27 protein-coding genes are annotated in these 26,455 nt (G+C 59.6%); 17 read left to right on the top strand and 10 right to left on the bottom strand.

The genetic code is table 11. The features are described from left to right. Nucleotides 1-105: 105 nt before the first annotated feature. Both DQ393_RS05145 and DQ393_RS05140 read right to left on the bottom strand, forming a co-directional pair. A complete protein-coding gene (locus DQ393_RS05145) occupies nt 106-1,476 on the bottom strand; it encodes an IS1182 family transposase (protein WP_112340028.1) in 1,371 nt (456 codons plus the stop codon). A gap of 78 nt (nt 1,477-1,554) precedes the next feature. After that, a complete protein-coding gene (locus tag DQ393_RS05140; RefSeq protein WP_112340736.1) occupies nt 1,555-2,199 on the bottom strand; it encodes an MBL fold metallo-hydrolase in 645 nt (214 codons plus the stop codon). A 248-nt stretch (nt 2,200-2,447) separates the two neighbouring features. Here DQ393_RS05140 and DQ393_RS05135 point away from each other — a divergent pair, with 248 nt between their 5' ends. From DQ393_RS05135 to DQ393_RS05110, 6 genes are all read left to right on the top strand, one after another. After that, nucleotides 2,448-3,080, top strand: a complete 633-nt coding sequence (locus DQ393_RS05135) for a DUF1236 domain-containing protein (RefSeq protein ID WP_112340720.1) — start codon at nt 2,448-2,450, stop codon at nt 3,078-3,080. A gap of 249 nt (nt 3,081-3,329) precedes the next feature. Then, the gene (locus DQ393_RS05130; RefSeq protein WP_112340719.1) at nt 3,330-3,593 is read left to right on the top strand and encodes a hypothetical protein; all 264 of its coding nucleotides are present in this window, start codon (nt 3,330-3,332) and stop codon (nt 3,591-3,593) included. 454 nt (nt 3,594-4,047) lie between these two features. Continuing rightward, nucleotides 4,048-4,518 (top strand): MarR family winged helix-turn-helix transcriptional regulator, encoded by a 471-nt coding sequence (locus DQ393_RS05125; RefSeq protein ID WP_210260745.1) that lies wholly within the window; start codon nt 4,048-4,050, stop codon nt 4,516-4,518. A gap of 76 nt (nt 4,519-4,594) precedes the next feature. Beyond that, nucleotides 4,595-5,296 carry a response regulator gene (locus tag DQ393_RS05120; protein ID WP_112340717.1) on the top strand — a complete coding sequence of 234 codons (702 nt, stop codon included), beginning with the start codon at nt 4,595-4,597 and terminating at the stop codon, nt 5,294-5,296. A 22-nt stretch (nt 5,297-5,318) separates the two neighbouring features. Continuing rightward, nucleotides 5,319-6,701, top strand: a complete 1,383-nt coding sequence (locus DQ393_RS05115) for an ATP-binding protein (RefSeq protein ID WP_112340716.1) — start codon at nt 5,319-5,321, stop codon at nt 6,699-6,701. 11 nt (nt 6,702-6,712) lie between these two features. After that, nucleotides 6,713-7,294, top strand: a complete 582-nt coding sequence (locus DQ393_RS05110) for a DUF1349 domain-containing protein (RefSeq protein ID WP_112340715.1) — start codon at nt 6,713-6,715, stop codon at nt 7,292-7,294. Nucleotides 7,295-7,485: 191 nt separating this feature from the next. Here the strand turns inward: DQ393_RS05110 and DQ393_RS05105 are convergent, their stop codons facing one another. The 4 genes from DQ393_RS05105 to DQ393_RS05090 form a co-directional block, all read right to left on the bottom strand. Beyond that, a complete protein-coding gene (locus DQ393_RS05105) occupies nt 7,486-7,827 on the bottom strand; it encodes a tRNA-binding protein (protein WP_112340714.1) in 342 nt (113 codons plus the stop codon). A gap of 16 nt (nt 7,828-7,843) precedes the next feature. Further along, nucleotides 7,844-8,683 (bottom strand): pyrroline-5-carboxylate reductase, encoded by an 840-nt coding sequence (proC, locus tag DQ393_RS05100; protein WP_112340713.1) that lies wholly within the window; start codon nt 8,681-8,683, stop codon nt 7,844-7,846. A gap of 1 nt (nt 8,684) precedes the next feature. Then, nucleotides 8,685-9,185: a YbjN domain-containing protein gene (locus tag DQ393_RS05095; protein ID WP_112340712.1), complete on the bottom strand. Its 501-nt coding sequence runs from the start codon at nt 9,183-9,185 to the stop codon at nt 8,685-8,687. 389 nt (nt 9,186-9,574) lie between these two features. Beyond that, the gene (locus DQ393_RS05090) at nt 9,575-9,835 is read right to left on the bottom strand and encodes an accessory factor UbiK family protein (protein ID WP_112340711.1); all 261 of its coding nucleotides are present in this window, start codon (nt 9,833-9,835) and stop codon (nt 9,575-9,577) included. Nucleotides 9,836-10,076: 241 nt separating this feature from the next. Here DQ393_RS05090 and lgt point away from each other — a divergent pair, with 241 nt between their 5' ends. The 6 genes from lgt (at nt 10,077) to DQ393_RS05060 (ending at nt 16,171) form a co-directional block, all read left to right on the top strand. Then, on the top strand, nt 10,077-10,964 hold the full coding sequence (lgt, locus tag DQ393_RS05085; protein ID WP_112340735.1) for a prolipoprotein diacylglyceryl transferase: 888 nt from the start codon (nt 10,077-10,079) through the stop codon (nt 10,962-10,964). 76 nt (nt 10,965-11,040) lie between these two features. After that, nucleotides 11,041-12,138, top strand: a complete 1,098-nt coding sequence (locus tag DQ393_RS05080) for a class I SAM-dependent methyltransferase (RefSeq protein ID WP_112340710.1) — start codon at nt 11,041-11,043, stop codon at nt 12,136-12,138. Nucleotides 12,139-12,228: 90 nt separating this feature from the next. Next, nucleotides 12,229-13,056, top strand: coding sequence for a peptidoglycan editing factor PgeF (gene pgeF / locus DQ393_RS05075; protein WP_432421978.1), 828 nt, complete (start codon nt 12,229-12,231; stop codon nt 13,054-13,056). 1 nt (nt 13,057) lies between these two features. After that, nucleotides 13,058-14,209: a M24 family metallopeptidase gene (locus DQ393_RS05070; protein WP_112340708.1), complete on the top strand. Its 1,152-nt coding sequence runs from the start codon at nt 13,058-13,060 to the stop codon at nt 14,207-14,209. Nucleotides 14,210-14,263: 54 nt separating this feature from the next. Beyond that, nucleotides 14,264-15,133: a hypothetical protein gene (locus tag DQ393_RS05065; RefSeq protein ID WP_112340707.1), complete on the top strand. Its 870-nt coding sequence runs from the start codon at nt 14,264-14,266 to the stop codon at nt 15,131-15,133. A 105-nt stretch (nt 15,134-15,238) separates the two neighbouring features. Further along, complete coding sequence (locus DQ393_RS05060; RefSeq protein WP_112340706.1) at nt 15,239-16,171, top strand: ribose-phosphate pyrophosphokinase; 933 nt, start codon at nt 15,239-15,241, stop codon at nt 16,169-16,171. A gap of 15 nt (nt 16,172-16,186) precedes the next feature. Here DQ393_RS05060 and DQ393_RS05055 read toward each other — a convergent pair whose 3' ends face one another. From DQ393_RS05055 to DQ393_RS05045, 3 genes are all read right to left on the bottom strand, one after another. Next, complete coding sequence (locus tag DQ393_RS05055) at nt 16,187-17,422, bottom strand: MFS transporter (protein ID WP_112340705.1); 1,236 nt, start codon at nt 17,420-17,422, stop codon at nt 16,187-16,189. A 25-nt stretch (nt 17,423-17,447) separates the two neighbouring features. Beyond that, entirely contained in the window at nt 17,448-18,908 is a 1,461-nt protein-coding gene (locus tag DQ393_RS05050) for a hypothetical protein (protein ID WP_112340704.1), read from the bottom strand. Between the two features lie 111 nt (nt 18,909-19,019). Then, nucleotides 19,020-20,462: a hypothetical protein gene (locus DQ393_RS05045; RefSeq protein ID WP_112340703.1), complete on the bottom strand. Its 1,443-nt coding sequence runs from the start codon at nt 20,460-20,462 to the stop codon at nt 19,020-19,022. Between the two features lie 298 nt (nt 20,463-20,760). On the opposite strand from DQ393_RS05045, the gene DQ393_RS05035 reads away from it, so the two are divergent. The 5 genes from DQ393_RS05035 (at nt 20,761) to DQ393_RS05015 (ending at nt 26,008) form a co-directional block, all read left to right on the top strand. After that, on the top strand, nt 20,761-21,378 hold the full coding sequence (locus DQ393_RS05035; protein WP_112340701.1) for a 50S ribosomal protein L25/general stress protein Ctc: 618 nt from the start codon (nt 20,761-20,763) through the stop codon (nt 21,376-21,378). A gap of 246 nt (nt 21,379-21,624) precedes the next feature. Further along, on the top strand, nt 21,625-23,991 hold the full coding sequence (locus DQ393_RS05030) for an EAL domain-containing protein (RefSeq protein ID WP_112340700.1): 2,367 nt from the start codon (nt 21,625-21,627) through the stop codon (nt 23,989-23,991). A gap of 14 nt (nt 23,992-24,005) precedes the next feature. Further along, entirely contained in the window at nt 24,006-24,737 is a 732-nt protein-coding gene (locus tag DQ393_RS05025) for a substrate-binding periplasmic protein (protein ID WP_112340699.1), read from the top strand. Nucleotides 24,738-24,810: 73 nt separating this feature from the next. Then, nucleotides 24,811-25,527, top strand: a complete 717-nt coding sequence (gene pth / locus DQ393_RS05020) for an aminoacyl-tRNA hydrolase (protein ID WP_112340734.1) — start codon at nt 24,811-24,813, stop codon at nt 25,525-25,527. A gap of 1 nt (nt 25,528) precedes the next feature. After that, nucleotides 25,529-26,008 carry a GNAT family N-acetyltransferase gene (locus tag DQ393_RS05015; RefSeq protein WP_112340698.1) on the top strand — a complete coding sequence of 160 codons (480 nt, stop codon included), beginning with the start codon at nt 25,529-25,531 and terminating at the stop codon, nt 26,006-26,008. Between the two features lie 16 nt (nt 26,009-26,024). Here the strand turns inward: DQ393_RS05015 and clpS are convergent, their stop codons facing one another. Beyond that, nucleotides 26,025-26,336: an ATP-dependent Clp protease adapter ClpS gene (gene clpS, locus DQ393_RS05010; protein ID WP_112340697.1), complete on the bottom strand. Its 312-nt coding sequence runs from the start codon at nt 26,334-26,336 to the stop codon at nt 26,025-26,027. Between the last annotated feature and the right edge of the window lie 119 nt (nt 26,337-26,455).

Genomic DNA, 26,455 nt, shown 5'->3' with positions numbered 1-26,455 from the left:
CAGACTGCTGACAAACCCCGTCAAATTTTGGCGGGGTTTTGTATTTCTGGTGTGTTTGTTTCCTGGGTTGCGGCATTGAAGGGAGATCGGTCCTGCTCCTGTGATTCATGCGAGGCTCGGTTTGGGTGTCTTTGTGAGCGCCATCGCGATCTTCTTGATGTTCTGGGCTGCGGCGGCCATCAGGCACTGGCATCGGACTTTGATGAGACTTCGGAAGCGGGCGTAGCGATGGCCGTGCAGCTGCTTGGCATCGGCAAAGGAACGCTCGACCGTCTCCTTGCGTCTTTTGTAGATCGCCTTGCCCCAGGATGTGAGACGGTGACCGTCGGTGCGCTCGCGGGCATCGGCCCAAACGTGCCGGGTGATGGTGCGGATGGCCTTGCCGTTGGACGTGCACGACGCCAGAAGCGGGCAGGTGCCGCAGATGGCAGGATCGGATGTGTAATGCTTGTAGCCGTTGCGGTCGGTGGTGGCGTAGGTGAGAAGCTGGCCTTGCGGACAGCGATAGCCATCGGCTCGCTGATCGTAGACGAAGCTGTTCTTGCGCATCATGCCGGCTTTGGGCGGGGTCGGATTGCGATAGCCGGTGACACCGAGGATGGCGCGGTCCTCCAGGCCTTGGGCGATGCCTGAGGTGGCATAGCCGGCATCCAGCCCGACAGCCTTCACATCGAAGCCGAAGCGTTGGCACTGCCGGTCGAGCCTGCCGAGATAGACGATGCTGTCATGCACGTTGGCCGGCGTCACATGGGTATCGGTGATGATCGCATGTCGGCCGTCCACCGTGCGATGATCGAGATAGAAGAAGCCCTTCGGCTTGCCGTCACGCACCATGTAGCCGCTCTGGGGATCGGTGCGCGACACCTTGGTCTCCTTGATCTCGGCCTGGCGCTCCCCGTCCTTCAGCGGCTTCTGGCCATGCAGCTTGCGCTCCGCGTCGATCGCCCGGTCGAGGTCGGCCCAGTAGTCGGCACGCGATTTCTCGATCATGGCCAGATCGTATTTGCCCTTGTTGGCATTGGCCTTCAGATGGGTACTGTCCGTATAGAGTACCGTGCCGTCCACCAGCCCGTGGGAAACCGCCTGTTCAACGATGTGGTCGAAGATATCCTGGGCCACCGACGTATCGTTGAAGCGTCGGCGGCGGTTCTGCGACAGGGTCGACGCATCGAACACGCCATCCGTCAGCTTCATCCTGAGAAACCAGCGATAGGCGACATTGACCTCGATCTCGCGCACCAGCTGCCGCTCGGAGCGAATGCCGTAGAGGTAGCCGATGAACAGCGCCTTGAACATCAGCGTCGGATCAAGCGGCGGGCGGCCATTGTCGGCGCAGTACAAGCCGGCAACGCGATCGTGGATGAACGAGAAGTCGATCACCGCGTCTATTCGGCGCAGAAGGTGATCCTTCGGCACAAGACTGTCGAGCGTCACCATCTCGAGAGCCGTCTGTTCGGGAGCAGGTTTCTTCAGCATGTCCCATTGAATCAAAAACCTCCGGCTGACGCCAGAGGTTTGTCAGCAGTCTGAGCGCCGCTTCCGAGCGGCGCTTTTTTACAATCCTCGCAGGAAAGGATTGGTGCGGCGCTCGTCGCCGATCCGGCTGCCCGGGCCATGACCGCAGATGAAGCCGACCTCGTCACCAAGCGGGAAGACCTTGTCTCGGATCGATTCCAGCAGCTGCTGGTGATTGCCGCCAGGCAAATCAGTTCTCCCGATCGAGCCGTTGAACAGCACGTCACCGAGATGGGCAAAGCCCTGCTTCCTGTTGAAATAGATGACATGGCCAGGTGCATGGCCGGGGCAATGGAACACCTCGAACTCATGCTCGCCGAAAGAGAGCGTGTCGCCCTCCTTCAGGAAGCAGTCCGGCACGACATTGCGCACGCCGGCAATGTTGAACATCTTGCCCTTGGCTTCGATGTCCTCCAGCAGGAAACGATCGTCCTCATGCGGACCGATCACTTCGATCCCAAGCGCCTCGCGCAGCTCGTCGGCGCCGCCGGCATGATCGATATGGCCGTGAGTCAGCCAGATCGCCTTCAAGGTGATGCCGTTCTCGCGCACGGTCTGCAGGATGATATCGACATCGCCGCCCGGATCGACCACGACACCCTCTTTGGTCTCCGGATCGAACAGGATGGTGCAATTCTGTTCGAAGGGGGTCACCGGAATGATACCGGCCTGGAGCATGCCCATGGAGCGCCTCGTCTGTTTGATCATCCTGCTGCGGATATAGCCGCAAACCTCAAGCAAAACAGCCCCCACCGGCTTCAAAGCGGTGCGAAAGCCGATCTCCGACCCGCAGAACGGCGAGTAAATATATAAAATTCAAACACTTAAATGTGCATTCATTCAACGATAGCGCCATCAAGACAGGCCAGCCGGAACACTGAAGCAGCCGAAACGTTGAAGGTAGGTCTTTAGAGGCCAGAAGGAGAGAACCAATGTCCTTGAAGAGAAACACGCTGCTGGCCGGTGTCATTCTTGCTGGCAGCGCGGGCTTGGCCCAGGCTGAAATGTCGGCAACCACCGCCACCGACATTGAAGTTCGCTCCGGCCCGGGCGCGGAATTCCCGACCGTCGGCGTCGCAACGCGCGGATCCGAGGCCACGCTGGATGGCTGCATCGAAGGCAGCCGCTGGTGCCGTGTCGATGTCAACGGCATGCGAGGCTGGGTCTATGCCCAGTATCTCAGCGTCGAACAGAACGGTGCATCGGTGGTCGTCCAGGACCATCGCGACGATCTCGGCATTCCCACCATCACCTACGAACAGACCGATTCCGTTACGACCGGCAGCGTCCAGGCCGCGCAGCCTAGCCCGGATGACCAATTGCTCGGCCCCGTCGAGAAGGGCAATGTGGTGGCGATCACGCCGCCTGAGGAAATCCGAAGCTATATCGATGACAATCCGGTCGATACGGTCCAGCTGAACGGCGACCTGGTCGTCGGCGCCACGGTTCCGCAAAGCGTGGAGGTGCACCGGATTCCAGACTATCGGTACAGCTATGTCGAAGTGAATAACCAGCCGGTCCTGGTCGATCCAGGGACGCGTCGCGTCGTCTACGTCTATCGCTGATTCGGCCGCAAAGCCGAACAAGATGGCGAAATTGGCTTGCGGCTATCCGGCCGCAGGCACACATAGCGAATTTCCCCTGAAATTATTGCAGAATTCTCCCGTTTGGGTTGCCCTTCTATTTGCAGCGATCCTTGCTTGATGTAACTCTAATATCCACTGAGGATTATCGCCGCTTCCTGCTGCAGCAATCCGGGATGCGACGAGAGGGGATCCGGGAGTGTCTTCCGGAGCAATGGGAGAAGGGTAGTCATGGAAAGTTTAGGGCCTATCATCACGCAATTGATAGCCGGTGCGATCGGTGGCAACGCCGCGAGTGCCGTTTTGAAGCAGGAAGGGATAAACCTTGTTGCAAGAACGATCGCAGGTGCCATTGGCGGTCTCGGCGGCGGTCTGATCCTTAATCTGATCGGCAGCGAAGCCCTTACCGGCCTCATTGCGCAAGGCATATCCTCGCTGATCGCCGGCGGCGTGCTTTCCGCCATCGTCGGCGCGGTTCTCGGCCGCAAGTCGTAAGTTCATCAAATCGCACAGGCCGGCGGAGCAACTTGTCCGGCTTGTGCCGATTCTCATGCTGGTACACCCGGTATCGGCCCCCACCCATCTGCGCCTCGGAATGGGGATCGCAGCGAATCTCGACAGAGCCGCATCGAATGCCGCCATTCGTTTGCATTCATACGGCCTCTCTCCCCGCCATGCCCGCAAAGATCGCCTTCACCGTCACATCGGGGGTTGATTATCGCTTCCACCGCGCTCTATCCACGAGATGCAGCAGGGGACAATACGAGATATATTGGAATTTGGCGGGACCGCAGGTCTGATTTCCGATGCGGCAACGTCGCTTGCGCCGTGCGGCAATTGTGTGAAAACAGTCGATGGCGTAAAAATGCGTCAACGAAGCTGACATATTTTTACGTAAGTTTCCCCGATGCTCCAAAATTGGAAAGGAAGTGCCAGGGTGCCACGACAGATGAGCCAGAACGCGGCAAAGATGGAGCTGCTGGAAACACCGATGCGAAATGCGGGAAGCATTGATTTCGAGGTGATCGAGCTTCTTTTCTTCGCCTACCGCGATTTCGTTTCGGATCCGGACCAAATTCTCGTCAAGAGCGGCTTCGGGCGCGCTCATCATCGCGTCGTCCATTTCGTTAACCGCGAACCCGGCATGACTGTTGCGGACCTTCTGGAAACATTGCAGATCACCAAACAGAGTTTGGCGCGGGTTCTCAAACAATTGATCGATTCGGGTTATATTCGGCAGGTTGCCGGTCCGGAGGATCGGCGGCAGCGAAAGCTGTACCCCACGCGGGCCGGCCGCGATCTGGCTCTGGCGCTGGCCGAGCCGCAATCGCGCCGCATTGAACGGGCATTCGAAGGCGCATCGGAAGCGACGCGCGAAAGTGTGAAACGCTTCCTGAGGGGAATGCAGACCGAGAAGTGACGGCAATCCAGACCGGGGGGGCCGGCGGGAGTGCCTCATCTCAATCTATGGGTAGGACAGGATCGAGACGGATCGAATGACGACAAAAACAGCAATCTCGGATGATGCAGCACATCTTCTGGTCGTGGATGACGACACGCGTATCCGCGCCCTCCTCAACCGCTACCTGATGGAGAAGGGTTTCCGGGTGACGGCTGCCGCCGACGGCGCCGAGGCCCGCCGCAAACTGGAAGGGCTCGATTTCGACCTCATCATCATGGATGTGATGATGCCCGGCGAATCCGGGATCACGCTGACATCGAGCCTGCGCGCCATCAAGAACATTCCGATCATCATGCTGACGGCGCTTGCCGAAGCCGACTCCCGCATAGCGGGCCTCGAGGCCGGCGCGGACGATTATCTGCCGAAGCCCTTCGATCCGCGCGAGCTGGTGCTGCGCATCAACAACATACTTCGGCGCAATACTCCCGCCGATTCCCCGAAGATCGAGCTCGTCATGTTCGGCCCCTATACGTTTTCGCTGACCCGCAAGGAACTCAAAAAGGCGGCGGAACTCATCCGCCTGACCGACCGCGAGCAGGAAATCATGCTGCTCTTCGCGAAGCGCGCCGGCGAGACGATCCCGCGTCATGAGTTGATCGGCAGCGATGCCGAGGTGGGCGAACGGACCATCGACGTGCAGATCAACAGGCTGCGTCGCAAGATTGAAGACGATCCGGCCAACCCTATCTGGCTGCAGACGGTGCGTGGCATAGGCTACCGCCTGAGCATAGACTGAGATCGGCCAGCGGGATCAGGCGATGGTGACTTTCGATTCGATCAGGCGCGACCAGGACCACACGCCTTCCAACGGATTCCGGTGGCTGACGCGCTGGCTGCGCCGGTATGTTCTCCCAACCGGTCTCTATGCGCGTTCGCTGCTGATCTTCATCCTGCCGATGATCATCCTGCAGGCAGTCGTCACCGTCGTCTTCATGGAGCGCCACTGGCAGATGGTGACGCAGCGGCTGTCGATGGCGACCACACGCGACATCGCCGCCATCATCAGCATCATCCAGACCTATCCGCAGGATGCCGACTATTCCGCTGTCACCCAGATGGCACGCCAGAAGCTCGATCTGGCCATTTCGATCGAACCGGGTGGTGAACTGCCGCCGCCTGCCGAAAAGCCGTTCTTCTCGATCCTGGATGGCATTCTGAGCGATGAGATCCGCGATCAGATCAACCTGCCCTTCTGGATCGACACCGTCGGCAATTCCAGCCTGGTCGAGATCCGCATCAAGCTGCCCGACAAGGTGCTGCGCGTCTTCGCCAAGCGCAGCCAGACCTATGCCTCCAATACTCATATCTTCATTCTGTGGATGGTCGGCACCTCGCTGGTGCTGATCGGCATCGCCGTGCTTTTCCTGCGCGGCCAGATCCGCCCGATCCTGGCGCTGGCTCAGGCCGCGGAAAGCTTCGGCAAGGGACAGCGGCTGGAAAACTATTCCCCCCGCGGGGCCGACGAGATACGCCGCGCCGGCCTCGCCTTCATCCTGATGCGCGAGCGCATCGAACGGCAGATCGAGCAGCGCACGGCCATGCTCTCCGGCGTCAGCCATGACCTTCGGACGGTGCTGACCCGTTTCAAGCTGCAGCTCGCCCTTGTCGGCGACAATCCCGATCTTGTCGGCCTCAGCGAGGATGTCGAGGACATGCAGAGCATGCTCGAGGGCTATATGGCCTTCGCCCGCGGCGAGGCGGAGGAAGATGTCGGTCAATTCAAACTCAGCGATATCCTTGAAAAGATCCGACAGGACTTCACGCTGCATGGCAAATCCATGAGCTTCTCCATCGACGGCGACGATGAGATCTCCGTCCGGCCCAATGCCTTTACGCGCCTGGTGACCAATCTCGCCACCAACGCCCGCCGCTATGCCAACAGCCTCCGCGTCGAGGCCCGGCACAGCGCCAAATGGCTGACGATCGTCTTCGACGACGACGGACCCGGCATACCTGTCGAAGCGCGAGACGACGTCTTCAAGCCGTTCTTCCGGCTGGATACCGCGCGCAATCTCGACAAGTCAGGCACGGGCCTCGGCCTTGCCATCGCACGCGATATAGCCCGCAGCCATGGCGGCAATGTCACGCTCGGCGACAGCCCGCTCGGGGGCTTGCGCGCAACGATCCGCATTCCTGCTTGAGGGGGACATTTATGCCGATCGATATTGATGGCATGCACTGGCTGAACGCACCGCCGCTGTGGGAAATGAACCAGGGCCGGCTATTCGTCCGCTCCGGCAGCAAGACCGATTTCTGGCAGGAAACCTATTACGGCTTCCATCGCGACGACGGCCATTTTCTCGGAATGCCCCGCCGTGGCGATTTCACCGCCGAGGTGACGTTCATCGGACATTATCGAGAGCTTTACGATCAAGCCGGCCTCATGGTCCGCCACGACGCCAGGCATTGGATGAAATGCGGGATCGAATATACCGACGGCGCCAAGCATTTCAGCGTCGTCGTCACCAACGGCAATTCCGACTGGTCCGCTTTCCGGCTCGATCACGACTTCGACGCCATATCCGCGCGGGTCACGCGCAACGGGGATGCCCTCTTCATCCAATACCGCACCGACCGGATGAGCGAGTGGCGCATGGCAAGGCTCGCCTGGTTCGATCCGACGTTAGAGGACCTATTAGTCGGCCCGGCCTTCTGCTCGCCGCAGCGTGAAGGCTTCGAGGCGGAGTTCCTCCATTTCAGCCTGACCGACCCAGTATCACGGGATATTCACTGAGCGCCTTCGCCCCAGCGGGGAGAAGGTGGGCTGGAACGATTGAGCAAAGCGAAATAGCGACAGCTCGGATGAGAGGGCGGCCGAGCAAAGCGACGCAGGCTTGAGCACAAATGAAAGGCCGCTTTCCCGGCAACGCCCCTCACCCCGCGCCTACGCGCGACCCTCTCCCCGCTGGGGCGAAGGTAACACTTTCACATCATCTTCTTGCCGTTCGGCACCGGCTGGGTCACCGCGGCCAACACGATCGCGCCGGATTCGTCTTCGAAGCCGAGGGTCAGCACCTCGGAACGAACCGGCCCGATCTGACGCGGCGGAAAATTGACGACGGCCAGCACTTGCCGGCCAACAAGAGTTTCCGGCGTATAATGCACGGTGATCTGCGCAGAGGAGCGCTTGATACCGATTTCCGGCCCGAAATCGATCTTGAGCTTGTAAGCGGGCTTGCGCGCTTCCGGAAAAGTCTCCGCTTCGAGGATCGTGCCGACGCGGATGTCCACCCGCTCGAAATCGCCGTAAGTGATTTCTTCCGTCATCTCTTGCCTTCAAAATTCAGCCGGCCAGTTCCTGTGCCCGTTTGCGGGCCGCTTCCAGGGCCGCATCGAACAATGGCTGCATGCCGTCTTCCGCCATCAGCACGCCGAGCGCCGCAGCGGTCGTCCCGCCGGGAGACGTCACGTTCTGGCGCAGGCGCGAAGCGTCGTCGGGAGACTGGTGCAACAGTTCACCAGCCCCCGCGACGGTTTCCCGTGCAAGCCGCATGGCGAGGTCCGCCTGCAGGCCGAGCTTCCGGCCCGCCTCCGCCATGCATTCGACGAGATAGAAAACATAGGCAGGTCCGCTGCCCGAAACCGCGGTCACCGAGTCGATGTCGGCCTCTTCAGGCACCCACTCAACGGGGCCGGACACTTTCAACAGGTTGTGAACCAGCTGCCGCTGGCGATCGCTCGCGTCGGCATTCGCGAAAGCCCCGGTCACGCCCCGTCCAACCATGGCGGGCGTATTCGGCATGGCTCGCACCATCGCCGCCTCTCCAAGGTGCCGTTGAAGCGAGGAGAGCGTCTTGCCCGCGGCAATGGAGACGACGACCGTCCCCTCGCCCACAAGCGATCTGAGCGGCGGCAGGACCGCATCCATGAGCTGGGGTTTGACGGCAATGAAAAGAACGCCAGCCGTCAGCCCGGCTGGAGCTTCGGTGACATGGCTGGCACCCGCATCCACGATCATTTTCCGCATCGCTTCGGCCGGATTGGGATCGACGACGATGACAGACGATCCCGGCACACCGTTCTTCAGCCATCCCGTCAGCAGGGCGCCACCCATATTCCCCGCGCCGATCAGCACGATCGGCCCGGAGGATACGAATGTATTGGCGGATGATTGACCTGTCATGTCACGCTTCGCCCACCGTTTCGAAAAGCACGGCTTCCATGGCGCGGTTCGCGTCAAGCCCGGACCATACCACGAATTGGAAAGCCTGATAGTAGGCCTCGCAGGTGTCAAGCGCATTGGAAAGCAGCACTTCCACCTGCCGGTTGGTGGGCTCGGCCCCGCCGGACAGCAAGAGCGACTGCCGGAAGATGACGATATCTTCCTGACGCCAAAGATCGAAATGACCCATCAGCACCTGTCCGTTGATGCAGGACAAGAGCTTGATCACCTCGTTGACACGCGGATCGGGAACCTTGACATCGAATGCGCAGGCTATGTGCAGCGCCTCGAACTCCTCCATCCAGGAAAAAGAGACGTGATAATCGGTCCATCGCCCTTCGACCGTCATGGCGATTTCATCCTCGCCCGACCGCTCGAACGACCAGTCGTTATTGGCAGCAACGAACTCGATCATGTCGACCGGATTCGATTGTCGTTCGACTTCCATTTCCATAAGGCTCATGCAGCACCTTCTTGACCGGAACGATTGCAGTTTTCCCGTGACCCAACACTGAAAGAACGCAAACAGTTTTACTCCGGAAACATATTCGGGATGATGTTGAACGGCTGCCAGACTAACGCTTCCACCATGCCCGGGGCTTACCAAGTCCGTTTCGAATCATCATTTAAAATCAGTGTATAGCGGCATGCCCGGCATGCCAGCCCCTGAGCATCGATTTTGGAAACGGCACTGTGGAAAGCTCTTCCGACGTCTATTCAGAAGGGAGTCATAACCGACTCTGGCGATTGGCTTTTTTGCCTATGTCCACAAGTGGAAAAACAGACGGAAATTTTCAGAGGAAAAAGGTGCGGCAAGCGGGTGCCGCACCGGTCAGCGGGCGAAGATCGAACTTACTTGCCCTTGGAAGCGAGCTTGGCTTCCAGCGCTTCGATTCTTGCGAGCAGTGCATCGTTCTCATCGCGCGCCTTGATCGCCATTTCGCGAACGGCCTCGAATTCCTCGCGCTTGACGATGTCCATGCTGTTCAGCCAACGCTCCGCATGGGCATTGAAGGCCGTCTCTATCTCGCGGCGCACGCCCTGGGCAGCACCGGCGGCATCGGTCATCAGCTTGGCGAATTCATCCAGGATTCGGTTCGGTCCAGTGCTCATGGCAGTCTCCTTGCGGCCGTCGGCCCTCAACGGTCAGGCATCGATATGGGCCAGATAGTCTTGAGGTAAGATTTCCAAGGGGCCGATGCAAGCAAATTGAGATAGGACGGGACAATGCCCCTCCGGATCACGGACGCAGCAACAAACGACTTGACCGTTTCGATAGCGAACGCCATGTTCCGCGCACATTTCCGAAATGGCACGGTACTTTCGGGAACATGCTGCAACGGGCCTGACGATCTTGCTGACATCCGCCAATCTCGCCGCCATCCTGCCTTTTCCTGATATCGATCCGATCGCTATCAACCTCGGCCCCGTCCCGGTCCATTGGTACGGCCTCGCCTATGTGGCGGGCATCCTGCTGGGATGGCTCTATGCAAGATGGCTGGTCGACAGCGGCAGGCTCTGGCTGAACGACACCGCACCGATGACGCGCCAACACCTAGATGACTTTATTCTGTGGGTCGCCTTCGGCATCGTTCTGGGCGGCCGCATCGGCTATATTCTCTTCTACGACCTCGATCAGGTAATCGCCAATCCGATCCGCGCGGTCCAGATCTGGAAAGGTGGCATGTCCTTCCATGGCGGCTTAATCGGCACGACCATCGCCATGTTTTTATTTGCCAAACGCAGCGGGATTCCGGTCTGGAGCCTGTTCGATATCGTCGCTGCAGCCGCGCCGGTCGGCCTCTTCTTCGGCCGCATCGCCAACTTTATCAACGGCGAGCTTTGGGGACGGGTCACGGACGTCCCCTGGGCCATGGTCTTCTGCAGCCCGCATGTGATCGCTGCCCATAACGGCGTCTGCCCTGCAGGTCCCGACCCGCGCCACCCGAGCCAGCTTTATGAAGCCGGCATCGAAGGCATCATTCTCTTCCTCGTTCTCTTTGCCCTTACGCGCTGGGCGCTGGCACTGAAGAAACCAGGCACGGTCAGCGGTATTTTTATCATCGGCTACGCCTTCTCGCGTATTTTTGTCGAATTCTTCCGTCAGCCTGACGAACAGCTCGGCTATCTGCTCGGCACGAACTGGCTGACAATGGGCATGGTACTGTCGCTTCCGATGGTCGCCATCGGCCTTTGGGCTGTGATCCGCGCCCGTCAGGCGGCGATCAGGCAGATGGTTTGAGGTGGGGTCAATATCGCGTGGTCTTTTCAAAAGAGGCTCCCAGCCTGTCAGGACCGCGCATTAGCGAAAGCAAAGAATGACGACGGCGCTCGGTGAAAAAATCAAAGCCATCATCCGCACCAACGGGCCATTGAGCATCACGGATTATTTTTCGCTGTGTCTCGCCGATCCGGTGCATGGTTATTACAAGACGCGCGAACCCTTCGGTCAGTCCGGCGACTTCGTCACGGCACCCGAAATCAGTCAGCTTTTCGGCGAGATGATCGGCGTCTTCATGGTGCACGCCTGGCAGCGGCATGGAACGCCGGTCGAAGTGCGTCTCGTCGAAATCGGCCCGGGCCGTGGCACGATGATGTCGGACATGCTGCGCGTCATCGGCAAGCTGGCTCCGCCGCTCTATGATGCCATGACGGTCCATCTCGTCGAAACCAGCGAGCGCCTGCAGGGCTTCCAGCAGCAGACCCTCGAAGCCTACGGCGCAAAAATCTCCTGGCACACGGATTTTGCCGAAGTGCCGGAAGGCTTCACGCTGATTGTCGCCAACGAACTCTTCGATGCCATTCCGATCCGTCAGTTCGTTCGCACCGCCAACGGATTTCGCGAGCGCGCCGTCGGCCTCGACGTCAACGACGAGCTGACTTTCACGACGGGTGTCGCCACGCTCGATCCCGCGCTTCTTCCGGACGGCGGGCTTCCGCCGATCGGCACGGTGTTCGAGATCGCTCCCGCCCGCCAGGCCGTCATGACGACGATCTGCGACCGGCTGGCGGCGCATGGCGGTACGGCGCTCGCCATCGATTACGGTCACATGGCGACAAGCTTCGGCGACACGCTGCAGGCCGTGCGCATGCATGAATACGACCCGCCGCTGGAACATCCCGGCGAAGCGGATCTCACCAGCCATGTCGATTTCCAGCATCTTGCGCAAACCGCGCTCGCCTCCGGCATCCACATCAATGGCTGCTGTCATCAAGGCGATTTCCTCGTCGGGCTCGGTCTGCTCGAGCGCGCAGCCGCCCTCGGACGGGACCAGGATGCAGCAACGCAGGAGAACATCCGCATCGCCGTAGAGAGGCTCGCCGGCACAGGCGAAGGCAAGATGGGAGAGCTTTTCAAGGTGCTGGCCGTTTCCAGCCCGGCGATCGAGCTCCTGCCCTTTCGCCCTGTCGGCTGAATCCCCACTATCGATCCGGCGGATTGACAGTGCGCGTAGGCCTGGGCCAACATCGCCGCTGAGATCGAACTGCTTCGCCGCGGCTGCGTTATGTCAAGCACGATAGGCAAAACCAGATATCAAGGGACGTTCCAGTTGCCGACACCACTTGCTAGCACGCTGCTGAGCGCCGCCGAGGCTGCCGGCATCCGCCATGGCTATTTCACCCGTGCTGGCGGTATTTCTGAAGGTCTCTATCGCGGATTGAACGTCGGGCTCGGCTCGAACGACAATCGCGAGCACGTACAGGAGAACCGGCGCCGCGTCGCCGGCTGGTTCGGGCTTCCTCTCGATCAGCTTGCCACCGTGCATCAGGTCCATTCGCCCGATGTCGTAACCATCGGCGCACACTATGACGGCAGCCGGCCGCAGGCCGACGCGATGGTGACCGCGACGCCTGGTATTGCGCTTGGCGTGCTCGCCGCCGATTGCGGCCCCATCCTCTTCGCCGATCCGGAAAACCGGGTCATAGGCGCCGCCCACGCGGGCTGGAAGGGCGCGCTGACCGGCGTCCTGGAAAACACCATCGATGCGATGGAAGCACTTGGCGCGAGACGCGAGACGATCGTTGCCTGCCTCGGCCCCTCTATCAGTCAGTCGAGTTATGAGGTCGGCCCCGAATTCGTCGAACGTTTCCTCGCCCATGATCCTGGCTATGCGCGATACTTCGCCCCTTCGGAGCGAGACGGCCACGCCATGTTCGATCTACCGTCCCTAACCGTCGATCGCCTGCGCAAGGCTGGCGTCACGGCCGAAAGCCTGAACCTCTGCACCTACCCGGATCCGGAACTCTTCTTCTCCTATCGGCGCACGACCCATGCCAGGGAGCCGGATTACGGTCGACAGATTTCCGCCATCGCCATCGGGAAGGCAGCTTGATATGGCCCTGCATTTCGAACGCAGCGAATACGATGCTCGTCTGGCGCGGCTGCTGGCGAGGATGCAGGAAGAAAAGCTCGATGCCATGCTGCTCTTCGCCCAGGAGAGCATGTACTGGCTGACCGGCTACGATACGTTCGGCTATTGCTTCTTCCAGGCCTTGGTCGTCAAGGCGGACGGTTCCCTGACGCTTCTGACGCGCTCGGCCGATCTGCGCCAGGCACAACTCACATCCGTTATGACAGACATCCGCATCTGGGTCGATCGCGTCAACGCCGATCCGACGCTCGATCTCAAGGAGCTTTTGTCGGACCTCGACCTCCTCGGAACCCGCATCGGCGTCGAATACGATACCCATGGCATGACCGGCCGAGTAGCCCGCCTTCTCGATCAGCAGCTTGCCAGTTTCGGCCAGATCGCCGATGCCTCCTATCTGATAAGCGGCCTGCGCCTGACGAAGAGCCCTGCGGAAATCGTCCATGTCGAACGCGCCGCCGCATTGGCCGATAATGCTCTGGACGCAGCCCTGTCTCTGATAAAGCCCGGCGCGGACGAAGCCGATATCCTCGCCGCCATGCAAGGCGCCATCTTTTCCGGCGGCGGCGATTACCCCGCCAACGAATTCATCATCGGCTCCGGCGCGGAAGCCCTGCTCTGCCGCTACAAATCCGGACGCCGCAAGCTCGACCCCGATGATCAGCTGACGCTTGAATGGGCTGGGGTCGATGCCCACTACCATGCGGCCATGATGCGCACGATCGTCATCGGCAATCCCAGCCATCGCCACCGCGAACTCTACAGCGCGTGCCTGGAAACTCTGCAGGCGATCGAGACGATCCTGATGCCGGGGCACACCTTCGGCGACGTCTTCGACATGCATGCCAAGATCATGGATGAACGCGGCCTTGCCCGGCATCGGCTGAACGCCTGCGGCTATTCGCTCGGCGCCCGCTTCTCGCCCTCCTGGATGGAGCATGAGATGTTCCATATGGGCAATCCGCAGGAGATCCAGGAGAACATGTCCCTCTTCGTGCACATGATCATCATGGATTCCGACAGCGGCACCGCAATGACCCTCGGCCAGACCTATCTGACGACATCGCAAGCCCCGAAAGCCCTTTCCCGCCACCCTCTCGAATTTCTTAACCGTTAGGGCGTAAGATAGCGATCCTGGGCGGTCAGGCCGTCGGGAGAAAGGATCGCGTCGATGGGATTGGTCAGGATAACGTTGACTGTCGCCGGCATTTGCCTCGCGCTCTCCGCCTGCAACACCACGGACGCCCTGACACCGCCCGAGGCGATCGGCGATGCCGGCTCGAGCCCGGTCACGCAGCGCGATGTCGAACGCATAGCCGCGGCACCCCAGCGTCGCCAGACCTATCAAGGCTCTCAGGAGAGCTACGGTTATCAGCAGCAGACCTCGCAGCAAGCCTATCAGCCGCAAAACTACGGCGGTGGCGGCACGCTCGATGAACAGGCATCGGCTCTGAAATCGAACGGCACCAATCCTTATGCCTCCCGCCCGCTCGACGGTTCCCGTACCGCATCCATCGCCCCTGCCAACAATCAGTTCTCGGAGGCCGACGAGCAACGCGAGGCCGACCGGCGCCTGTTGGAAGATCCGCCACCACCACAACAGCAGCAGGAACAGGCTGCGGATGATCAGCCGCCGCAACAGCAGGCATCCCTGCCGCCGGCAGCTGCGGCCGGAGGCAACAGCATCCGTTTCCTGCCGATCATCGGTGCGCCCGTCGATGCCGTCACGCCGCTGTCGCGCCAGCTCGGCGCCGACGCCCGCGCCCTCGGCCTGACGATCAAGAGCTCGAGCGATTCCAGCGCAGCCTATATTCTCAAGGGCTATCTCTCGGCTTTCGAGGACGGTCCGCAGATTTCGGTGACCTATGTGTGGGATGTACTCGATGGCAACGGCAACCGCGTACACCGCATACAGGGTTCGGAAAGCACGCCGCTGAAGCGCGGCGACCCATGGTCGGCCGTTCCTCCGACCGTCATGCAGAAAATTGCCTCCAAAACCATGTCGGAATTCAATTCCTGGCGCGATTCCAACGGTGGATAGCCATAAGCTTTTCAGAAATATGAAAGCTAACGCGCATCTCCCCCTTGCATTCGAGAGCAAGGCGGTTAAAAGCGCGGCTATCAGGTTGGTAACAGGCGGGCCACAATGAAGGTTTTCGCAGGCAATTCGAACCGGCATCTCGCCGAAGCGATCTGCAATTATCTCAACGTTCCCTTAGGCAAGGCCAGTGTCAGGCGCTTCGCGGACCAGGAAATCTTCGTTGAAATCCAGGAGAACGTGCGCGGCGAGGACGTATTTGTCGTCCAGCCGACCTCATTCCCGGCCAACGATCATCTCATGGAACTGTTGATCATGATCGACGCCATGCGGCGCTCTTCGGCGCGACGCATCACGGCGGTCCTTCCCTATTTCGGCTATGCCCGCCAGGATCGCCGAGCCTCCGGTCGTACGCCGATCTCGGCCAAGCTGGTGGCCAATCTGATCACCGAGGCAGGCGCCGACCGCGTTCTCACGCTTGACCTGCACGCGGGCCAGATCCAGGGCTTCTTCGATATCCCGACGGACAATCTCTATGCGCTGCCGATCCTGACGCGCGACATCAAGGCGAATTACGATATCGGCAACGTCATGGTCGTTTCCCCGGACGTCGGCGGTGTCGTACGCGCCCGCGCGCTCGCCAAACGCCTCGACTGTCTGCTGGCGATCGTGGACAAGCGCCGTGATCGCCCGGGTGAATCCGAAGTGATGAACATCATCGGTGAAGTGGAAGGGAAAGACTGCCTGCTGATCGACGACATCGTCGATTCCGGCGGCACGCTCTGCAACGCGGCCGATGCTCTGCTCGCAAAGGGCGCGGCAAGCGTCACCGCGTATATCACCCACGGCGTGCTCTCCGGCGGCGCCGTGACGCGCGTGGCCAACTCGCAGCTGAAGGAACTGGTGATCACCGATTCCATTCAGCCGACGACCGCCGTGCAATCGGCGCCCAACATCCGCGTCATCACGACGGCAACCCTCATCGGCGAAGCCATCAACCGCACCAGTCAGGAAGAATCGGTTTCAAGCCTGTTCGATTAAGGCTAGAACGACATTTCAGACGGCCTTTGCGCTCGCCGGATGTGCCTGCTTCCATGCCAGCAGACCAATTCCGATCAGGCCGGAAATGAAGACGGCCGCCCCCGATCCCATGATCGAAGGTCCGATGCCGAACCAGGCAAACAAGCTCGGCGACATCAGATAGGCCAAAAGCAGGCCCGTAAAGATCGCGCACATCAGCAGACGATAGACCTGCGCCAGCCTATGCGGCTCACTGCGCGTCTGCATCAGATGCAGCATGGCAAGGTTCTCGAACGGACCGTTGATCGCCGCAAAGCAGGCGACGATCATCAGCCATATGCGGTCATGCATCAGCGGCAACAGGAAGACTCCTGCTCCGAAAATGAGCTTTGCCGCGACGATCCAGACCACCGGCCGGCGTGGCCTGACGCTGCTTAGGATCAGATTTGTCGTCAGGTTGCCGACGCCATAAGCGGTCATCATCAGGCTATAATCGGTCAGCGGATCGGCGCTGGTTTCGCGCAGATGCAGGATCATGCCGAGCAGGATTCCCATGGCCCAGGCGATATTTCCCATCAGGTTGGTGAACAGGCCATAGAGGATCGCCGCATGGCCTCGCGCCGCGCGCCATCCACCGAGAACACCATCCACGACAGCGGCCATTCCAGAAAATTCGCGCCGTCGCGGGGCCGCCGGCAGCCTTGCCACCGCCAGCCAAACCGCAAGCGCCGAAAGCCCGAAAGTCGCTGCCGTCACGGTGAAGAATTGCGATTTCGGTAGAAACCCGTTCACCAGTGCGATCAGGCTCGGGCCGAGAATGCGCGCCATGCGGCGGGTGGCGTCGAACAGGCCGTTTGTCGCATGTCGGACGTCCGGATCGACCGCAATCCTCGGCAGCGTTGCCTGCAGCGACGGATCGAATGCTGATGTGAGCAAGGCGATGCACCCGGCAAGCACCATCAGTAGCGGCAGGCTCATCATATGCAGAAGCCCGGCGAGCGACAGCATCAGCAGCAGAGCCGCCCGCATGAGATCGCTCGCGATCATCGTGGTGCTGTGGCGCCAACGATCCGTAACGATGCCGCCGAAAAAGCTGCCGATCAGCAGCGCGCCGGATTGCAGCGCGGACACATATCCCGCATCGCTGCCGATGAAATCGGCCGCGATCCAGACGACCGCGACCATGTAGAATTCGGAGCCTGTCGCCGCCAGCACCTGACCGGCCCATAGAAGCGAGATCGAGCGCTGGCTGAGTGGCTTCAGGACAAACATGATCGCATTCTGATTTGAGGATGACTTACTTCACGACCTGACCGTTGACCGACACGTGACCGTCATCGGAAAGATCGATATCCCAGCGCGAGCGCCCATCCGCGTCCGTTTTGGCAAAACCCTTGGCCATCATCAGGCCGAAAGAGACCTGGGAAAGATCGGCCTTGGTCTTTGCCGCCTCCTGGATGGCGGCGATCGTCTTGTCGAGATCGCGGGCAAAAACCGTCATCTTCATGGCGACGCGATCCTTCTCGGTCAGCCAGCTGCGCATGCTGCCGGAAGCCTCGACATCATAGAGGCCGGAAACGGCGCTGATTTTCGGGAAGTTGATGGTCACCGTCCCATCGGGGAACATGGCCTTCTGCAGCTTCTCGTCGATGGCCTTATTGCCGTCCGGCTCTTTGAAATTGGTGTCCTTCAGGACATTCATCAGGGCGGTAAAGTTCAGGTTCGGTACCTGCACCTGAATATCGGCGGTATCGGGAATGAAGGCGACGTAGTCCTCGGGTACCATGCCCGTTTCCAAAGTAAGCTTTTCTGCACTTAATCCGAAATCGGCGTTCATGGCATCGGCAGGCCCGGCGATCTTGAAGGAGTAGCCCATCTTCTGCAGCCCGCCATTACCGAGCGGCGTCGCAAGCGCGATGTCCTTTATGGCAACAGATTCATCGAAGGAGCCGACGATCGGCATGGCATTCATAACCAAGGCCTTGAGTGCTTCGCTGTCCTTATCCGAAAGCGTCTTCTCTTCCTTGTGCTCGGAGACGAACTGCAGCAACGAGTTCACCGCCTTCAAGGGCAGTTTCGTCGCACCCATGTTGAAATCGATTGCCGCGATCTTGATTTCACCCAGCGTCTCGTCATCCGACGAGATCTTGTTGTAGAGCGACTGCAGGCTGCCGTCCATTTTGATATCGAGCCTGCCCGGCTCACCGCTATCGGCCGACGATAGCGCATAAGAGATGCTCTCGGCGGTGGCGTCGTTCTTCTGAACGCTCTTGTTTTCGTCGGTCGTCTTGGCGGCGAAGGTAAGGCCCTGCCCCTTCATTTCCATCGAACGCAGATAGTGGAGCGCGGGATCGAAAACGCCCTTGACCGTGGATGAGGCCAATGCATAGCGAAACTCGCTGTCAGACCCCTTGCCAGGCTCGGAGCGCGCCGTCACGTCCATGGCATTGTTGCCTTCGATATTCCAAAGGCCGCTGTCGAGCGGCGTCGCCAGCATCATCAAAGGCTTGAGTCCGCTGATGTTGAAACCGCTCACATTCAACTTGTCGAGCAGCTTCTGCAGATCATAAGTCACCTCATAATTCGCACCGACCGGCTTGACGGAGATTGCACCGCTCTTGGCGATATCGTCAGGCAGGAAATAGGTCAGGTTGCCATAGAGATCCTTCGCACCCTGCTCGCTGACCTCAGCCGCCTGCACACCGCCAATAACGCCGGCAGCGACGACAGTCGCTGCAGCAATCGCTTTGAAACGCATAATTCACCCCCAAACATGATGGAAAAGAAATGTGAAAATTCGAAAAGGACCGGGCGGTCTTTCGAATGAAACTCTATTGCCGCCCCGATCCATCGGCCTGCTCCCCAGACATCAAGGCTTCTTCATCACCTGACCATTGACCGTCACTGTGCGGTCTTCATCCATCGCGATGTCCCAGCGTAGACGACCGTCGGGATCGGTCTTGGCAAAACCCTTGGCGGCAAGCAAGCCAAAAGAAACTTTATTCAGGCGCGGTTCCGCCTTGGCGGCATCCTGGATGGCGGCAACCGTCTTGTCGAAATCGCGCGCCAGGATCGTCGCCTGTAGCGAATAGCCGGTATGCGGCTTGGTCGAACCTTTCAGCGCGCCGGAAATCTCGACATCATAGACGCCTGAAGTGGCGCTGATCTTCGGAAACTCCAGAGTTCCATAGCCGCTCGGGAACATCGTGCGCTTCAACGCCTCGCCGGAAACCGGCGCGGCATTCGGGGCGATCGCATCGAGCCCGGTATCGATAAGACCCTCGAAGTTGATGTTGGGGACACCGAGCTGCACGTCGAGCGTTGACGGAAGGAATGCCGAATAAGCCGCCGGAACGAAACCCGAATCCGGTGTGACCTGCTCGGCCCGCAGCTCCAGATTGACGTTGGAGGCCTTGGTCAGGCCATCCATCTTGAAGCTGTAGTCGATGCGCTTCACGCCGACCTTGCCCTTGTCGGTCACCACCAGGACATCGTTGAGGGTGACGGTCTTGTTGAGCGATCCGAAAACCGGCAAGGCGCGATGCACCAGCTGCTCGAACTTCTCGCTGCCGCTTTCGGAAAGTTGCTTGGCCTTGACGTGCTGAACGAAGAAGCGAATGAGCGCGCGCAGGTCCTTCGCCGGCAGGCTGGTGGCGGTGAGGTTCGTATCGACGCTGTCGGCGCTGAAGGTGACGGGCGAACCATCCGGCCGCACGGTGAATTGCTCGCTCAGACGCTGCAGCGTCCCCTGCAATTGCAGGTCGACCTTGCCGGCTTCGCTGCTGTCGGTGACGGTGTGAGCGAAAGAGAGGCTGTCGATGGTGGCATCGAGCTTGCGCCCGCTCTTTGGGCCGCTACCGACGCTGGAGAATTTCACACCACTGCTCTTGATGCCCATTGACCGCATCATCTCGATCTTCGGATCGAAAATCCCGTCGAAGGAGTTGGAAGCAATGGAATAGGCAAGGTCTGAAGTCGGCGAATGCAGGGCGACATCGAGACTGTTGTCGCCCGTCAGGTGCCATCTCCCTTGTTCGAGAGGCCGCGCGAAGAGGGAGAGCGGTTTAAAGCCCGTAACCGAGAAGGCGCGCGAATTGATCTTGTCGAAGAATTTCGCGAGATCGTAGACAATTTCGTATTGGTCGCCCACCGGCTTGACGGTTACGAAATCGCTGCGGGCAAGATCCTGCGAGAGCGGTTGGGTGAGGATATTGCGAAGTTCCCTGGCGCCCTGCTCATTAATCTCGGCAGCCTGCGGCGCGCCGGCAAGACCTATGGAAAAAACGGCGGCGGCAATAACCCTAGAGCGCATGCCCGACCTCACTTTCTGACCCTGATCGATTGAATTCGACTGTTGATGGGGCCGACGGTATATGTCAAGGCGTTGATAGACACGGTATCGCAGGCTTGTCTCAGCCGTTGCAAGGCCACCACAAAGCTTCGCATTCCGGGGTGCTTGCACCTTTGGCCGCTTTGTATTATACGCCACGCGTCCGCGTAGACACCCTTGGAGGCAACGCGGATGAGGCAGGGCATGCCCTCCTCCAGTTCAGCCGACATGGCACTGGCCGATCGGATGAACTCTCCAAATAACCTCGAAAGGAATAGCCATGAGCCACGAAAACTACGAGCTCAAGGCCGAGGCGCGCGAACGGGTTGGTAAGGGGTCCGCCCGTGAACTTCGCCGCAACGGTTTGATTCCCGCTGTCATCTATGGTGACAAGCAGGCCCCCATTTCCATCGCTCTCAACACCAATGAGGTGACGAAGCGCATCCACGCCGGCGGCTTCCTCACGACGATCGCAACGATCGACGTCGACGGTAAGAAGATCAAGGTTCTGCCGAAGGACTACCAGCTCGATCCGGTTCGTGACTTCACGCTTCACGTCGATTTCCTGCGCGTTTCCGGCAACACCGCGGTCACCGTCGAAATCCCGGTTCACTTCGAAAACCACGAGAAGTCCCCGGGCCTCAAGGCTGGCGGCGTGCTGAACATCGTTCGCCACGAAGTCGAAGTCCATTGCCCGGCCGATGCGATCCCGGAATTCTTCACCGTCGACCTGACCGGCCTGAAGAGCGGCGACAGCGTCCACATCTCGGCCGTCAAGCTGCCGAAGAACGTGACCCCGGTCATCGCCGACCGTGACTTCACGATCGCAACGATCGTTGCCCCGGCAGCCGGTCTTGCTGAAGAAGAAGCAGAAGGCGGTGAAGAAGCCAGCGCCTGATTGGCATCTTCAACCTAAGGCATCGAAACCCGCCTCCCCTTTCGAGGGAAGGTGGGTTTTTTATGCTCGAAAACAAATATTAGAGAAAGTAAAAATATAAACGTCTTGAAATCTATACTATCGTTGATTTCCATTAACCCCAGAATTTCAGCAACATTTAACAGATTCATGAAAATCTACGCGAAAGAGTTGTAGAAAGCGGCCCCCAAGATCCGCTGGTCTGTGGCTTGCGGAGCAAACGGAACAATGAGCCATTCGGTCGAAAACAGGTTTTTCGCGATCGTCTGCGGTGCGCTGCTGGTTTTCGTAGCGCCGCTCTTCATCCTTTTTCTTTTCCTGTCGTCCGAACGCGCCGAGAAGGAAATCAAGGATCATATAACCGTCCTGCTCGTCGCCAATGCCCAGGCGCTTGCGAAACCGCTGTGGGATCTGGATGAGGATAGCGTCACCCAGATCAGCGCCACGACGGTCGCCGAAGGCGCGATCGTTCGGGTCAATGTGCGCGATCTCTCCGGCCAGCTCGACGTCACCCAATCCACTATTCCGAAATCCTACAAGGGCAATCTGGAGTCCATTGCGCGGCCGATCGTCTACAACGGCGTGGATGGCACCAAGAGGCTCGGCACCATCACGGTCTTCTATCCCCAGCTCGGTCTCTTCGATGGTCTGAAGAACGAGGAAATCGTCTTCATATCCATCTTCATTTTCGCCGTGCTGACGGTCTTCGGCGCGGCGCTGATCGGCAACCGTATTTTCGTTATCCAGCCGTTGATGCGCCTGACGCATGCCATCGAGGCAACACGGCGGCTCGGCTCTCGTCATCATGTCGACTGGCAGTCGAACGACGAAATGGGGCGGCTCGCCAGCAGTTTCAACGATATGCAGAGCAAGCTGCAACGCGAGGAAACCGAACTGAAGCTTGCCCATCGCCGCGCCACCGATACCTATAACCTGACGCCCGCCATGCTTTTTTCCCTCGACAAGGACGATTGCATCGCCGCCGTCAGCGACTACTGGCTCGCCACAACCGGCTATGGCCGCGCCGAGGTGATCGGCCGCGAGTTTGCAAGCCTGGTCCTGCCGGAATCGCGGGCTCAGTATGTCGAGCGCAAGAACGGCAATCCCGATACCGCCGCCCGTCTAGCGGTCACCGTCAAGTTCCTGTGCCGGAACGGACGGGTGATGGACGTCCTGATTCTGGAGACCACCGCGATCCAGGACGGCCTTTCGCTTTCCGTCATGACCGACGTCACCGAGCTCAAGCAGTCCGAGGACAAGAACCTCCGGCAGGCCATCACCGATCACCTGACCGGCCTCCTCAACCGTCAGGGCTTCGAGACCGCACTGGACGCCAAGATCAACGAGGCCGATCTGCGCCAGCGCGAACTTGCCTGTCTCTTCATCGATCTCGACCGGTTCAAATGGATCAACGACAATATGGGCCATGCTGCCGGCGACGCGGCCCTGCGCGAGCTCGTCTCCCGCCTGCAGACATGCCTGAAATCGGGTGACATCGCCGCCCGCCTGGGGGGTGATGAATTCGCGATCCTGCTGCTGGCGGAAAACGCCGAAGCGAGAGCTATGGAGATGGCCTCCCGCATCGCCGAAATCTTCGAAGCGCCGTTCCATGGCGATGCGCGCCTCAGCGCCAGCATCGGCATCGCCATCTATCCGCGCCATGCGGCCAATGCGGCCGAACTGCTGCTGAAGTCCGATATCGCCATGTATGCCAAGAAGCGCGACGGCAAGAACGGCGCACAAATCTTCGACAACGGCATGCTCGATGACTCGCGCCGCCGCGCCGAACTGGAAAGCCACATCGAAGCCGGCCTCGCGGAGGACTGGTTCGAGGCCTATCTGCAGCCGGTGGTGAATATCGACGACCGTTCGATCGCCGGCTTCGAGGCGCTGATGCGCCTGCACCATCCGCAGAAGGGTATCCTGCCCCCTGCCCGCATCATCGAGGTCGCCGAAGAGACAGGCTCGATCATTCGCATCGGCAACCGCATCATGGAAAAGGCGATCGCCAATTTCGCGCGCCTGTCGCGTCTCGATGGCATGCAGGACACTTATCTCGCCATCAACTTCTCGCCCCTGCAATTCGAGCCCGAATTGCCGCTGCGCATTGCCGCCTTGCTTTCGAGCTATGACGTTCCTGCCCGGCGCATCGTCGTCGAAATTACCGAAGCCGTGCTCATGGACGACAATCCGGAGACACGCATGGTCATCAACGAGATTTGCCGCTACGGCTGCCGCATCGCACTCGACGATTTCGGCACTGGCTATTCATCGCTCAGCTATATCAATCGCTTCCCGGTCGATATCATCAAGATCGATCAGTCCTTCATCCGCGCGATCAACGATACCGCATCCGATGTCAGCTCCAAGAGCCGCATGCTCGTCGAAAGCATCACCACGCTGTCGCACAAGATGAACTGCACGGTCATCGCCGAAGGCGTGGAAACCGAAGAGGAGTGCGCGACGCTGCGCACCATGGGCATTGATTACGGCCAAGGCTACCTGTTCTATCGGCCGCTGCATCCGGATATACTGGCAAAGACGCTCGTCAGCCAGCAGCAGGATTATCCTTCACCCATAGCGCAAGCGTCATAGCGATGAGGAACCGCATGCGAAAGCCGCTGCTCACGATTGCAATCAGCCTGTTTTCGCTATTCCTTTTCTCTCCGGCCCGCGCCGAAACAGTTCATTTCACCACCGAGGAATATCCGCCCTTCAATTATCGCGACGGCAAGACGGCTGTCGGAGCGATCACCGAACAGGTGCAGAAGGTGATGGCCGATATCGGCGTCGACTATACCATCGCCATCATGCCCTGGGCGCGGGCCTATAATGAGGCGCTGGCGGAGCCCATGACCTGTGTCTTTGCGACCGCCCACAATGAAGAACGCGATCCGCTCTTTAAATGGGTGCAACCGTTGCTGATCGATCGCAGTATCCTGATCAAGCATAGCGGCTCGAAGATTGCTGCCGCCACCATTGACGAAGCCAGGAAATATCTCGTCGGCACCTGGCGGGAGGACTATACGGAGACGATACTGCGCCGGAACAATTTCCCGCGCATCGACGTCGGCAGCGATTTCAAGGCCACGCTCAAGAAACTGATGAGCGATCGCATCGACCTGATGCCGATTTCGGAATTCTATTTCGACAAGCTGAAAGCCCAGGGGAATGCCGTGGAGAAGGTGACCATCCTTTCCCAGCAGCCCATGGGGATCGCCTGTCAGAAGGATTTCCCGACCGACCTTCTGAACAGGATGCAGGCAGCGCTGAATGCGCAGATCGCCGACGGAACGCAAAAGCAGATTTACCTGAAGTACGGCCTCAACCTCGGCGACTGACCGCATCCCGCCTTGACTTTGCCGCCAAATCCCTGTGGTGAAGGGCATCGATATTTTCCAAGGGGTGAAGCGCATGCTTCTCATCGCGGGCCTCGGCAATCCGGGCGCCAAATATCAGGGCAACCGCCACAATATCGGCTTCATGGCCGTGGATGCGATCTATCGCCGCCATAACTTTTCGCCTTGGTCGAAGAAGTTCAAGGCGGAGATTGCCGAAGGCGAGCTCGCCGGCCAGAAGGTGCTGCTCATCAAGCCGCAGACTTTCATGAATCTCTCGGGCGAAGCCGTTGGCGAAGCCATGCGCTTCTACAAGCTCCAACCCTCCGACCTCGTGGTGATCTACGACGAACTGGATCTGCCGGCGGGCAAGGCGCGGCTGAAGACCGGCGGCGGTCATGGCGGACACAACGGCATCAAATCGATCGACGCCCATTGCGGCAAGGACTATCGACGCCTGCGCCTCGGCATCGGTCATCCCGGTGTCAAGGAGCTGGTGCACAACCACGTTCTCGGCGATTTCGCCAAAGCGGACCAAAGCTGGCTGGAACCGCTGTTCGACGCACTTGCCGACAACGCCGACATGCTGGTGCGCGGCGAGGATTCGCAGCTGATGAACAAGATCGCGCTTGCCCTGGGCGGCAAGGCGGAAGAGGACAAGCCAAGGCCGGAGAAGAAGGCACCGGCCAAGTCCCATATCCATCAGGCACGCAATCACAGCCAGCCGAAGATTCCGGAAACCGGTCCCATGGCGGAAATGCTGAAGAGGATGTTCGGCAAGAAGGACAATTGAGATGTCGCAGACAGCCATGGAAGACGTCGCCAATCTCCCCATCAGGCCGGTTGCGATGGCGGACCTGCTGACGCTGCTTGCACTTTACCAGCACCTGAACGCGGAAGATCCGGTGCTGGAGCTAGGGCTGGCGGAGAGCCGCCTGGCGGAAATCCTTGCCCATCCCGGCATGACGATCCTCGCCGCCTTTGATGGCGACAAGGCCGTCTCTTCCGTGACGCTGACCGTCATCCCAAATCTCACGCGCGGCGGCGCGCCCTATGCCTTGATCGAGAATGTGGTGACCCACGCCGATTATCGGCGACGCGGTCTCGCCGGCACGGTCATCCGCAAGGCATTCGCAATCGCCTGGGAGAGGAACTGCTACAAGGTCATGCTGCTGACCGGCTCGAAAAATCCAGCAACGCTACGCTTCTATGCCAATTGCGGCTTCAAGCAGGACAAGACCGGCTTCCAGGTCCGCCGTACCTCGGCGACCTAACGGGTCGCAGTCATTCCTATTCTTCCGGCTCTGTCGTGAACATCAGCGGGAAACCGGCGCTCTTGGCAAGATCGACCGCCTCCTGCGCCTTCGTCTCGGCAATATCCCGCGCACAGACCATGACCACGCAAGTACCGAGCTTATGCGCCGTCATCATAACGCGATAGCCGGTCTCCTCGCTCATGCGGAAGACGGCCTTCAGCACCATGATCACGAATTCCCGCGGCGTATAATCGTCGTTCACGAGAATGATCTTATAGAGCTTCGGCCTTTCGACCTTGGGCTTGGTTTTAGGCTTTGGCTTCAGGACAACATCATTGTCACTCATCGGCATCACCGTTGACGACAGGGGAAAGAGTTTTGGGCTAATAGGGAGAAATTATAGTGCAGCGCACCACGCGGTTCAAGGACGACGGCATCTATTAAGGAAGGCAAAGGGGCATTCGA

Source organism: Martinezella tropici (assembly GCF_003287875.1).
GTDB classification, from domain to species: Bacteria; Pseudomonadota; Alphaproteobacteria; order Rhizobiales; family Rhizobiaceae; genus Rhizobium; species Rhizobium tropici_C.
This window is presented reverse-complemented; position numbering and strand designations above follow the sequence as displayed.

Bases quoted from the DNA above. Each gene is read 5' to 3' on its own strand.
- DQ393_RS05080 (WP_112340710.1), top strand. From the start codon at position 11,041: ATGACGACGGCGCTCGGTGAAAAAATCAAAGCCATCATCCGCACCAAC.
- pgeF (WP_432421978.1), top strand. From the start codon at position 12,229: ATGTCAAGCACGATAGGCAAAACCAGATATCAAGGGACGTTCCAGTTG.
- pth (WP_112340734.1), top strand. From the start codon at position 24,811: ATGCTTCTCATCGCGGGCCTCGGCAATCCGGGCGCCAAATATCAGGGC.
- DQ393_RS05055 (WP_112340705.1), bottom strand. From the start codon at position 17,422: ATGTTTGTCCTGAAGCCACTCAGCCAGCGCTCGATCTCGCTTCTATGG.
- DQ393_RS05105 (WP_112340714.1), bottom strand. From the start codon at position 7,827: ATGACGGAAGAAATCACTTACGGCGATTTCGAGCGGGTGGACATCCGC.
- DQ393_RS05035 (WP_112340701.1), top strand. From the start codon at position 20,761: ATGAGCCACGAAAACTACGAGCTCAAGGCCGAGGCGCGCGAACGGGTT.
- DQ393_RS05120 (WP_112340717.1), top strand. From the start codon at position 4,595: ATGACGACAAAAACAGCAATCTCGGATGATGCAGCACATCTTCTGGTC.
- DQ393_RS05110 (WP_112340715.1), top strand. From the start codon at position 6,713: ATGCCGATCGATATTGATGGCATGCACTGGCTGAACGCACCGCCGCTG.
- DQ393_RS05115 (WP_112340716.1), top strand. From the start codon at position 5,319: ATGGTGACTTTCGATTCGATCAGGCGCGACCAGGACCACACGCCTTCC.
- DQ393_RS05060 (WP_112340706.1), top strand. From the start codon at position 15,239: ATGAAGGTTTTCGCAGGCAATTCGAACCGGCATCTCGCCGAAGCGATC.
- DQ393_RS05125 (WP_210260745.1), top strand. From the start codon at position 4,048: ATGAGCCAGAACGCGGCAAAGATGGAGCTGCTGGAAACACCGATGCGA.
- DQ393_RS05135 (WP_112340720.1), top strand. From the start codon at position 2,448: ATGTCCTTGAAGAGAAACACGCTGCTGGCCGGTGTCATTCTTGCTGGC.
- DQ393_RS05025 (WP_112340699.1), top strand. From the start codon at position 24,006: ATGCGAAAGCCGCTGCTCACGATTGCAATCAGCCTGTTTTCGCTATTC.
- DQ393_RS05090 (WP_112340711.1), bottom strand. From the start codon at position 9,835: ATGAGCACTGGACCGAACCGAATCCTGGATGAATTCGCCAAGCTGATG.
- DQ393_RS05050 (WP_112340704.1), bottom strand. From the start codon at position 18,908: ATGCGTTTCAAAGCGATTGCTGCAGCGACTGTCGTCGCTGCCGGCGTT.
- DQ393_RS05030 (WP_112340700.1), top strand. From the start codon at position 21,625: ATGAGCCATTCGGTCGAAAACAGGTTTTTCGCGATCGTCTGCGGTGCG.
- proC (WP_112340713.1), bottom strand. From the start codon at position 8,683: ATGACAGGTCAATCATCCGCCAATACATTCGTATCCTCCGGGCCGATC.
- DQ393_RS05130 (WP_112340719.1), top strand. From the start codon at position 3,330: ATGGAAAGTTTAGGGCCTATCATCACGCAATTGATAGCCGGTGCGATC.
- DQ393_RS05140 (WP_112340736.1), bottom strand. From the start codon at position 2,199: ATGGGCATGCTCCAGGCCGGTATCATTCCGGTGACCCCCTTCGAACAG.
- DQ393_RS05145 (WP_112340028.1), bottom strand. From the start codon at position 1,476: ATGCTGAAGAAACCTGCTCCCGAACAGACGGCTCTCGAGATGGTGACG.
- DQ393_RS05065 (WP_112340707.1), top strand. From the start codon at position 14,264: ATGGGATTGGTCAGGATAACGTTGACTGTCGCCGGCATTTGCCTCGCG.
- DQ393_RS05095 (WP_112340712.1), bottom strand. From the start codon at position 9,185: ATGAGCCTTATGGAAATGGAAGTCGAACGACAATCGAATCCGGTCGAC.
- DQ393_RS05015 (WP_112340698.1), top strand. From the start codon at position 25,529: ATGTCGCAGACAGCCATGGAAGACGTCGCCAATCTCCCCATCAGGCCG.
- DQ393_RS05070 (WP_112340708.1), top strand. From the start codon at position 13,058: ATGGCCCTGCATTTCGAACGCAGCGAATACGATGCTCGTCTGGCGCGG.
- DQ393_RS05045 (WP_112340703.1), bottom strand. From the start codon at position 20,462: ATGCGCTCTAGGGTTATTGCCGCCGCCGTTTTTTCCATAGGTCTTGCC.
- clpS (WP_112340697.1), bottom strand. From the start codon at position 26,336: ATGAGTGACAATGATGTTGTCCTGAAGCCAAAGCCTAAAACCAAGCCC.